The organism is Acinetobacter sp. UBA2581 (genome assembly GCF_002339435.1).
GTDB lineage: Bacteria > Pseudomonadota > Gammaproteobacteria > Pseudomonadales > Moraxellaceae > Acinetobacter > Acinetobacter variabilis.
Map to the genome: position 1 here is coordinate 43,881 of NZ_DDLD01000086.1, position 9,512 is coordinate 53,392.

Consider the following 9,512-nt stretch of genomic DNA (forward strand, 5'->3'; position numbering starts at 1 on the left):
ACCCTCTTTATTTGCCTAATAATTACACAATCCACCCCTGTATTCTTAAATCTTGTAACAAAGTGTCGTTTTTTTAGTGAGCTTTCAGCGCGGTTTTTTAACCTTTAAGTAGCTTTGATTGTGACCTCGTCTTGAGTGTGCAAAGCTATTTGACTACTCAAATTACGTACAATTATTAGCAATGGAGTTAATTTATGAATTCCAAACTATCTAAGTTATTAGGTCTCGGAATATTTACAAGTGTGATCAGTGCCGGCGCATTCGCTGAGCCTCCTGTACAAGCGGGTGAAACACTTGAAAGCTTATCTAAAGCTAAAATTAGTACCACTGTAAATGGTCAGCAAGCCTCACTGGAAAGCCTGGTGAACTCTGGACAGATTCGTCTGGTAAACCAGCCAATGTCTGCACCTGCTCAGCCAGGCCAGCAGCCACAACAATCAATGCCAAATCAGCCAATGCCAACACCAGGCATGCCTGATGCACCTGTTGCACAACCAGAAATGCCGGATACCAATCCAGCTCCAGCCAATCTTGAGTCTGAACCAGCAGCCCCTGCTACAGAACAGGAAATGACTATGGGTGAAGCTGTAGAGCAACCAGCTCTTGAAGAACAGCAAGCTGCTGCACCTGAAGCGGCTGCGATGACTGAGCAAACTGAAATTGCAGTAGAAGCTGAAGCTGATCCTGCGGTAGATGCACCTTTAAACGCCGCCCCTGAAATGCCGGTTGAGACAGAAGCAACAGAACAATAATTTGTTATAAAGCTTTCTAAATTCTCTCCCCTAAAAAAACCAGAGCCTAGCTCTGGTTTTTTTATTTTTACATCTCGATCTGGCTACCCAGTTCAACTACCCGGTTGGTCGGAATCTGGTAGAAGTCGCTGACCGGACTGGTATTACGCTGCATGGAAACAAACAGTTTTTCCCGCCAGGGTGCCATTCCCTCTCCCACCGTATGCATAATCCGTTCCCGGGAGATAAAGAAACTAATCTGCATCAGGTCATATTCAAAGCCCCATTCTGCATACGCATGCTGCAATGCTTCCGGAATATTGGGCTGATCCTTAAACCCGTAATACATTGTCACTCGATAAAAATGCTCACTGAGTTTTTCCAGTTTAATCCGTTCTTCATCGCCTACAAAAGGAATATCCCGGGTAATGACTGTTACCAGAATATTGCGCTCATGTAGCACCTTGTTGTGCTTAATATTGTGCAACATCGCATGCGGCACAATGGTCGGAGTTCCGGTCAGGAAAATCGCTTCACCCGGCACAAACTTGGTGCCTCCTCCAATTGAAATACTCTTAATAAACAGGTCAATTGGTAGTGCATCTTTTTCCAGACGGTTCAGGACCAGTGCACGACCATCTTTCCAGGTCATCAGAATCGTAAATAATGCCGCCCCGAGCAGGATCGGCACCCAGCCACCTGAGGCAATTTTTAAAGACGTTGAGGCTACAAAAACCAGATCCAGCATCAGGAATGGCGTGGCAAATAACACCACTTTCCAGATTGGCCAGCGCCAGAAACCATAAGCCAGAATGCTGATTAAAATGGTGCCACAGAGCATGGTCATAGTGACTGCGACCCCATAAGCACTTGCTAAGCGGGCGCTATTTTCAAAGAGTAAAATCAGAATCACCACGGAAATAAACAGCATCCAGTTAATGAAGGGTAGATAAATCTGACCACGCTCTTCGGCTGAGGTATGTTTTACGCTCAGGCGTGGCAAATAACGCAGTTGAATGGCCTGATTCACCATGGAGAAGACCCCGGTAATCACCGCCTGTGAGGCAATCACAGCAGCTGCCGTTGCCAAACCAATCATTGGATATAGGCTCCATTCCGGAAGCAGCATATAGAAAGGATTTTCCAGTGCTTCAGGACGGCGCAGCAACAACGCGCCCTGCCCAGCATAATTTAGTAACAGACAGGGCAACACAATAATAAACCAGGCCAGACGAATCGGCAGGCGACCAAAATGCCCCATATCGGCATAAATGGCTTCACCACCAGTCATAGTCAGAATCACGGCGCCCATGGTCAAGAAGGCTACAAAAGGCTGATCGACCACAAAATGATAGGCCCAGTATGGATTCACCATGGCCAGTACTGTCGGGGTCTGGATAATACTCCACAAACCGAAACCACCAATTGACAGGAACCACAGTAAAGTCAACGGACCAAAAAATTTGCCCATGGTTCCAGTGCCATGACGTTGTACCAGAAAGAGTCCCGCAATAATCCCGATCGATAAAGGCTCTAACCATTGATTAAACACAGGTGTGGCAATACTCAGCCCTTCAATTGCAGATAATACGGAAATCGCCGGGGTAATGATCCCGTCACCAAAAAACAGCGATGCCCCAATAAAGCCGAGCGCAATCAGGTAAATTTTCTTGTCATCAGAAATGCGTGTGGTTCGCAAGTTGAGAGCCAGCAAGGACATGATCCCGCCCTCACCGTTGTTATCGGCACGCATGATAATAGTGACGTATTTGAAGCTCACCGTCAGCATGATGCACCAGAAGATCAAGGACAAAATGCCCAACACCGAAGCTTCACTAATGGCAAGGTGCGACGTCAGGAAACATTGGCGTAGTGCATACAATGGACTGGTTCCAATATCTCCAAAAACAACCCCAAGCGCAGCCAGCGTAATTACCGGGAGAGCTGCTTTCTGTGCAGTGCTTTGCATATATCGTCTTCGTTTTTAACAAACATTTTTGCGAATCATAGCATTGCGCTCAAAGTTTTTCCGCAAATCAATTGTTTCAAGCTTGGCAGACTGGCTTTTTTTCTATATCATCCACGGCCATGGTGAGGTGTCCGAGTGGCTGAAGGAGCACGCCTGGAAAGTGTGTATACGTTTATAGCGTATCGAGGGTTCGAATCCCTCTCTCACCGCCAAATTTGATTTCTACGGGACTTTACCGTAGTGCGAAAGGCTTAAATCTAAAGGGTTTAAGCCTTTTTTTTACGCCTGTACACTACGGCGCAGTCCAGTAGTATCCCGACATATTTGTCGGTACTTTTGACGGTATCTCATTAAAAACGACTATTAATGAGGGGAGTTTCGTTTTTTCCTGAAATTTATACCGTCAAATGAGGTTAAAAATTGGCTAAGCAATCCAACAAACTGACAGCTAAAACCGTTAAGAATCTAGCTTACGATCCTGAAAGCAGTAATAAGCATGCTGATGGTGGTGGGCTGTATCTTTTCATTCATAAGAACGGCTCAAAATATTGGCGTTTAGATTACCGCCGTCCAATCAGTCAAAAACGAAATACCTTAGCCTTGGGCGTCTATGATGAAGTCACCCTAGAGAAAGCACGTCTAAAACGTGATGAAGTAAAGCGCATGCTTGCTGATGGTATTGATCCCGCAGAGGAACGTAATCACCATAGGGATGAACTTAGAGCCAAGCTAGAGAATACGTTTGAAAAGTTTGCCCTTGAGTGGCTTAAGATTCGTGAGCTTGAAGGCAAAGTAGACCGAGAAACAATCCGCAAACTCAATCGTGATATTTTGCCGTTCATTGGCAAATTACCTGTGACTGATTTAAGTGTCGAACAGCTTGAGCGTGATGTAACGAATAGCCTTGTAGAACGTGGTGCACTCGAGTCGGCTCGCCGTGTTAAATCTATTATGGGTATGGTTTTAAAACTTCCGTTTAAACGCCGTCTGATCACGTATAACCCAGCTTATGACATTACCTTACCCAAACCTATTAAAGGTAATCATAACGCCGTAGTAAGCGAATCAGAGCTTAAAACACTGCTCCAAAAGATTTGGCGATATCATGCGGAGAGTCCTCGTGCACGTTTAAGAACAGAGCTTGCGTTGAAGCTTTCAGCATACATCTATCAACGTCCAAATGAGATCCGTGAATTGCTATGGGAGCACGTCGATTTTGAGAATCAGCGTCTTTGCTTTCGTGCATCTAAGACACATCAAGAACACATCGTTCCCCTCTCTCGTCAAGCTTTTGACATTTTGAAACAGCTTGAAGATATGCGGACAACCTCAGCATTTGTCTTTCCGAGTGTGAAGTCACCTCATGAAAGCATGAGTGAGGATACGATTCGTCAAGCACTCAATAGACTTGGCTATAAAGGCAAGCACACGGCGCATGGCTTCCGAGCAACGGCGCGCACAATCTTAGGTGAAGAGCTTGAATATCGAGTCGATATTATTGAGCATCAATTAGCACATACGGTACGTGATCCCAATGGTACAGCTTACAACCGTACTAAGTTTTTACGCCGTAGACGTGAGCTTATACAGTTATGGGCGGACTATTTGGACACTTTACGTCAAGGTGGGGACGTATCTGTATTTAAACCTGCAAATGACGGAAACATAATCAAATTTACTCAATATAGCGCGGCTTAATCTAAATGAAATATTTAACTTTTAAAGACGTACAGCAAAGGCTCACCACTCATAAATCATTTGATATGAATGATTTCATTGATGCTTATTCATCAAAAGAGATCAAAATTTATTTAAAGCATAGCGGTTTTATCGTAAGAAACTCTATCGATTCAAATACCAATTTAATCAAAGGCTACTATGTTGATTCTGTTAAACCTTTCCGTGGACTTGTTGAACCTTTAGATGACATTACCAATCAAGATGTGGTTTCACTACTTCAAGGGAAGCCTATTACTATTAGCTATGTAACTATCAATGATGAAACTTACACACTCTTAAGAAATCTACCAACAAACCTAGATTTTTTGGATATTGAATTTTATGCTCAGTTATACAATAGTTTCGATTTTTTGATTGAAAAAGAAAAGTTTGAAAGTATTTTCAATACAGATGAATTAATTGAAGCAAGAACAGAAAAATCTTTAACTTTAGAAAATCAAAAGTTATTAAGAATCATTGGAGGAATGCTCGCAGGTATGAAAAATTCCGAAAGATATAAAAGCTTAAAGCAAAATACTTTATATGACCTAATGGCTCAATCTATTGATATTGAAAAAGCAGGATTAAGTAGCGATACAGTAGAACCTATTTTTGCGCAGGCAAATAAATCAATTAAGAAATACCTATTTAAAAACACTTAAAAAATCAATTATTTAAAATAAATAAAATCCTAACTAAGATTTTATTAATCTTAGTTAGGATGATTATACATCTTCACTTTTTTAATCTTCTTATCACTACGAAGCACTACCGTAACGATGAGGAGCAATTCATGTCCCCACAAGATCCAAACATCTATAAACGCTTACTTGAGCGTGACTATTGGCGAATCTGCCAACTCGCCACAACAGCCGAACACAAAGAACGTATCTATAAAACCTCAAAAGGCTTGGAACGACGGATCAAAGCTCGCCCTCCTTCAGTCGGCATCTTGCCGTTAGGTCGCTCAACTATCTATGACCTAGTTCGTAAAGGCGATATGCCTGCGCCTGTACGCTTGAGCGAACGTGTGAGTGCGTGGCGTACCACTGACCTAATCGAATGGCTTGAGTCGAAACAGTAATGCAAAACGAATTATTTACAACTTGGGAATCCGCAAGGTTTTTAGCCCAATGGCTACCTCTACGCTCTCAAAAGGCTTGGTATCGGTATCTGATGATTAATCCCTCTCAATATCGATATCAAGATGGATACAAACTCAATGTCAAAGTCATCAACGGCGAGAGACGATACTCAACTGCTGTTCTTACAGCTTTCGTAAATGCTCATTTCAACAAAACCAAATGAGCCAAACAAGGAACATACAACATGGAAAAAATGACACAAACAATGACTCAGCTCAAAGATACATTGGTTCAAAACACACTGAACTCATTACTGAATGAGGGTCAAAGCTTATTTGATCTCACTACAGTAGATGGAATTAAGCATGCAGTTCACTACTTCATTGAATATCACTTTCAACAGGGACTTGAGAGCGGTCAATATCATATTACCGCTGTAGAAGACCATCCAGTAGATAACGGAGAAATTATCTAATGCTGTCTTCTATTATTTCTCATGAGCAGTCGGCTGAATTGTTAGAAGACAATGAGATTCTTCACAAATATGAATCCACAGCTTCTACAACCTACTTTTTAATTTTTCAGGGTCAGGAGGCTGTACTGATTAATACAGCCATTGAAAATTACTTCGTTACAACAGGACGTTAAAGCATGAGTTCATTAAGTAAAACAGAAGTCATCATGAAAGATGGCTCTACAGCCCTTGCGGTCGATGTACTAGATACACTTATTAGCTCTGAAGTCACAAATACCATTGCTCAAATCACTCATGAATATGATCTCAGCAACGCTAAAGACATCATGACCTTAAGTGAAATGATCGCTTATTACCTAGAAATCAGTACTGGTATCTATATTCATCCCAAACAAGTTACCGATGAATTCCAAAAACAATTGAAAGTCAGCTAAGCCCTGTCAAACAAACCAATAACAAAGGGGATGCTAAGCATCCCCTTTTCCATCTGATCCGCTACAAATAAGTCTCCTCGGCTCAAAGATACGCCGTTGAGCAACATGGAATAACTATGAATCAAGACCAATACTGCAATATTCTCTTTGAATCCTTCTATGAAGCAATGGCAACATGCGATGAACGAGCAATCAATATCGAGGGTGATAAGCTATTTAACTTTCTTGTGATGGATATGCTTCAGAACTCATCAGGAAGACCTTTAACATTTTCAGAAAGAACAGGAACGACCGAACTTCATACTTTCTTAGATGCTTACCAACGGCGTTTAGAAATCAATGCTGATGTTGCGGAAACCATTGAAGCTGAAATTTACAGCAACATTTCTAGCTATAGTTTTGAAAAACACATGGACTTTAAAAATCCTGAGCTTCAGGAAAACGGTTATTCAATTCATTTTAAGCCAATCCAAATCAAAGCCGTTATCGATTGGCTTGATCTTTCTTTTGAAGTAGATCCAAGCCGTTGTAGTTTCGCACATAAGCCTAATGCCCGAAGCTATATTAAAAGCTTTCTAACTATGAAGACAGGGAAAAAGCATTATGTGAAACATGATGAGAGTGATATCAATCAAGATGGCTTGATCTTTACCGTCCGTCTTCACGACATCAAAAGTAAAGCCGACTTGCTGATGATTGCTGATCTACTTGAGAAACAATACGGTGCAGAAATTTTCAGAATGAAGATCCGCAATATTGAGCTTTCGCTAGATTTCTATAATGCGAACAATAGAGGCTTACTATCTGCTTTGCATAAATCTCTTCGATACCAAGCAACGGCAAATAACTTTCGCATTTACAAATATGTAAAAGTAGATATTAGAAATAAGTTTAATCCTGTTCCTCATTCGCCATTGATGCTTCTTAAACGGTTTAATCATGACTGGTGTCTGGGTGTAAATCCAAAAGGCTCACCACTATGTTATCGGCTTTATGTAAAGACGACTGATAGCAATAAACAACCTTTACCAAAAGAGGAACATCGGTTACGAGTTGAAGTAACTTTGGATCAATCTATTCTCAAAGAGAACAATTGCTCAATCGAAAATCTGCAAACCATCATTAAGCAAGGATTCAAATTTTTGACATTTACAGAGCTTGATCAGAAAGCAAATGAGACATTTAGATCAAGCTATGAGGAAAGCATCAAGCCTTATGGGCAAGAACGAGCAGTGAGAAGTGTAAACCGAAATAGAAGGAACTTAGAATATGGAATTAAGACTCATGCGGAGTTGAATAGCATCGTTTCTAAAGCGATATTCAATTTATGCAGGAAGTTTTAAGGTCGTCAAAATCACCTCATAATTGCAGTGCACAAAACCTATTTAAGTATTTATTTTTTATAAAATTAAATAGGTTTTCTTACGAACACTCCTCTAATACCTATTGAGCTATATATTCATATTAAAAGCATTAGAAGATACTCAAAGCTTTGTACTTAGAGCTTTGGTTGAATTTATTTTACTTTTCACACAAAATAAAATGCTCGCCGTTGTACTTTCTAACTATGAATGAGATTGAAATGGCGGGTTTTTTCACACTTTTAATGCTTTTAGGATGTCTACTGTTTATTATCGGTTTTAAGGTAATAAAGCTCACCAAGCTTAAAAAATATGGTATCACCCTATTTATGATTGGATTATTACCTTTAGTTAGTCGAGAAATCACTAGATCTTACATTGATAAGGAAGTCTCTACGCAAGCTAGCCAATCTATTGCGAGTGAATCAAGTAGTCAAAATTCAATAGAAAAACCTCAAGTAAATTCCGCAGATAAAGCTGTCTCACCTACTGTAAAAACTGAGATTAAAACAATTAAAGAAAAAGCTTTCAGTTGGGATGAATTCGATGCAAGTCCAGAACGTGCAAAGCTCGGTGATGATGTCATAAGAATGCAAAACAATAATTTAAAAGGTGCCCATTTTTTACCTGTCAACTACGGTAAGAGTAACCTAGAAAAATTCATGAGAGAGAATAATCTTAAGTTTACTATGGCTTCTTTAGACTGCTTCTCTAGTGATACTCACTGTAGCTTAACTATTGCTATTACACGTTCGAAATATCCATCTAAAGCTAATGGGGATTTCTGCGGTCCAATGGCAAGATGGACAGCACCTTATAAAGATCTAAATGCTTGGGAAACTGACTTAAGAAGTCCGCTTGATCAATTACTTTTCCAAGGTAACGCTCAAGGTGTATTAAATAAAATTGACTACGAGTATGAACGCCGTTGTTCTTAACAGGAACAATCCATCTAGCGGGTACGTCTCGTTAGATGGATTAAAATGAGCGAAGTCTTAGAATAAAAGCGTTCTACTCTATGGAGACTATTCGTAAATTTTGAACAGATTTGAAAGATCTTATATTTCCCCAATAAGTTTCAAAAAGTTGCCTATAATTTCTCTTGTTTTAACGAATAGTTATGACTTATTCGATAGATTGATGTATAGATGCTAATTACTAATCTTTTTCATGAGTAAAAAATTTTCTACAACCTTTTAAGAACTCATCATTAATATTCATTTCCGGATCATTGGCTTCATCATCGCAGTTATCAACTGACTTTAGCTCATTAACCTTTGCGTATAGATGCCCATTACAGAGTTCCGTGCCCTCTTCATAACCACATAGTGGGTCTATATTTCGTGTTTCACCAATGCGGATGACTAATAAACCTATACCGAAGATTAGACAGGATATAAAAATTGCTATTTTTGAAGATTCATGTTTATCACCTTTATAATTTTTATATCTTCAAGAAGGTCTAAAGAAATATATTTTTCAACTAAACATATGAAATTATAATATAATTTATTTTATATCTCTAATGATAATGAATTCAAATGGCATACGATCATTCCTATTCAAAAGATAATTTGAGTAAATATTTTTTAAACTCAGAAATTGCTAAATTTCCAGCAGCTCAAAGGAATCAGCAAAGAGAAACCATATCTAATAAAGCTTATCAAGATGTTCAAAGGCATTTGAGGAATGTTAACCTTCTCCGTAAAGTTACTATTAACGTAAGCGTCCGCTGAAC

10 protein-coding genes and 1 tRNA gene are annotated in these 9,512 nt (G+C 39.8%); 10 read left to right on the forward strand and 1 reads right to left on the reverse strand.

Annotation, left to right across the window (positions count from 1 at the left end; genetic code table 11):
• Positions 1–194: 194 nt before the first annotated feature.
• Positions 195–752, forward strand: coding sequence for a hypothetical protein (locus B3Q46_RS11275; protein WP_180052761.1), 558 nt, complete (start codon positions 195–197; stop codon positions 750–752).
• 67 nt (positions 753–819) lie between these two features.
• Here the strand turns inward: B3Q46_RS11275 and B3Q46_RS11280 are convergent, their stop codons facing one another.
• On the reverse strand, positions 820–2,700 hold the full coding sequence (locus tag B3Q46_RS11280; RefSeq protein ID WP_286715503.1) for a potassium transporter Kup: 1,881 nt from the start codon (positions 2,698–2,700) through the stop codon (positions 820–822).
• A gap of 121 nt (positions 2,701–2,821) precedes the next feature.
• Between B3Q46_RS11280 and B3Q46_RS11285 the strand changes: the two genes are divergently transcribed.
• The 9 genes from B3Q46_RS11285 to B3Q46_RS11325 all read left to right on the forward strand — a co-directional run bounded on the left by B3Q46_RS11285 (position 2,822) and on the right by B3Q46_RS11325 (position 8,712).
• Positions 2,822–2,912: transfer RNA gene (locus B3Q46_RS11285), tRNA-Ser, on the forward strand.
• A 208-nt stretch (positions 2,913–3,120) separates the two neighbouring features.
• Positions 3,121–4,398, forward strand: a complete 1,278-nt coding sequence (locus B3Q46_RS11290) for a tyrosine-type recombinase/integrase (RefSeq protein ID WP_286715506.1) — start codon at positions 3,121–3,123, stop codon at positions 4,396–4,398.
• Between the two features lie 5 nt (positions 4,399–4,403).
• The gene (locus B3Q46_RS11295; RefSeq protein ID WP_087540186.1) at positions 4,404–5,081 is read left to right on the forward strand and encodes a hypothetical protein; all 678 of its coding nucleotides are present in this window, start codon (positions 4,404–4,406) and stop codon (positions 5,079–5,081) included.
• A gap of 131 nt (positions 5,082–5,212) precedes the next feature.
• The gene (locus B3Q46_RS11300; protein WP_075167317.1) at positions 5,213–5,503 is read left to right on the forward strand and encodes a helix-turn-helix transcriptional regulator; all 291 of its coding nucleotides are present in this window, start codon (positions 5,213–5,215) and stop codon (positions 5,501–5,503) included.
• A gap of 245 nt (positions 5,504–5,748) precedes the next feature.
• Positions 5,749–5,979 carry a hypothetical protein gene (locus B3Q46_RS11305; RefSeq protein ID WP_087540183.1) on the forward strand — a complete coding sequence of 77 codons (231 nt, stop codon included), beginning with the start codon at positions 5,749–5,751 and terminating at the stop codon, positions 5,977–5,979.
• Positions 5,979–6,152: a hypothetical protein gene (locus tag B3Q46_RS11310; protein ID WP_171488065.1), complete on the forward strand. Its 174-nt coding sequence runs from the start codon at positions 5,979–5,981 to the stop codon at positions 6,150–6,152. Before B3Q46_RS11305 ends, B3Q46_RS11310 begins: the two co-directional genes overlap by 1 nt.
• 3 nt (positions 6,153–6,155) lie before the next feature.
• Entirely contained in the window at positions 6,156–6,413 is a 258-nt protein-coding gene (locus B3Q46_RS11315; protein WP_087540182.1) for a hypothetical protein, read from the forward strand.
• Positions 6,414–6,529: 116 nt separating this feature from the next.
• Entirely contained in the window at positions 6,530–7,756 is a 1,227-nt protein-coding gene (locus B3Q46_RS11320; protein WP_286715514.1) for a hypothetical protein, read from the forward strand.
• 224 nt (positions 7,757–7,980) lie between these two features.
• A complete protein-coding gene (locus B3Q46_RS11325) occupies positions 7,981–8,712 on the forward strand; it encodes a hypothetical protein (protein ID WP_228715703.1) in 732 nt (243 codons plus the stop codon).
• Positions 8,713–9,512: the final 800 nt, after the last annotated feature.

Coding starts and splice junctions, on each gene's coding strand:
- B3Q46_RS11280 (WP_286715503.1), bottom strand. CDS start 2,700: ATGCAAAGCACTGCACAGAAAGCAGCTCTCCCGGTAATTACGCTGGCT.
- B3Q46_RS11315 (WP_087540182.1), top strand. CDS start 6,156: ATGAGTTCATTAAGTAAAACAGAAGTCATCATGAAAGATGGCTCTACA.
- B3Q46_RS11305 (WP_087540183.1), top strand. CDS start 5,749: ATGGAAAAAATGACACAAACAATGACTCAGCTCAAAGATACATTGGTT.
- B3Q46_RS11320 (WP_286715514.1), top strand. CDS start 6,530: ATGAATCAAGACCAATACTGCAATATTCTCTTTGAATCCTTCTATGAA.
- B3Q46_RS11275 (WP_180052761.1), top strand. CDS start 195: ATGAATTCCAAACTATCTAAGTTATTAGGTCTCGGAATATTTACAAGT.
- B3Q46_RS11325 (WP_228715703.1), top strand. CDS start 7,981: ATGAATGAGATTGAAATGGCGGGTTTTTTCACACTTTTAATGCTTTTA.
- B3Q46_RS11295 (WP_087540186.1), top strand. CDS start 4,404: ATGAAATATTTAACTTTTAAAGACGTACAGCAAAGGCTCACCACTCAT.
- B3Q46_RS11300 (WP_075167317.1), top strand. CDS start 5,213: ATGTCCCCACAAGATCCAAACATCTATAAACGCTTACTTGAGCGTGAC.
- B3Q46_RS11310 (WP_171488065.1), top strand. CDS start 5,979: ATGCTGTCTTCTATTATTTCTCATGAGCAGTCGGCTGAATTGTTAGAA.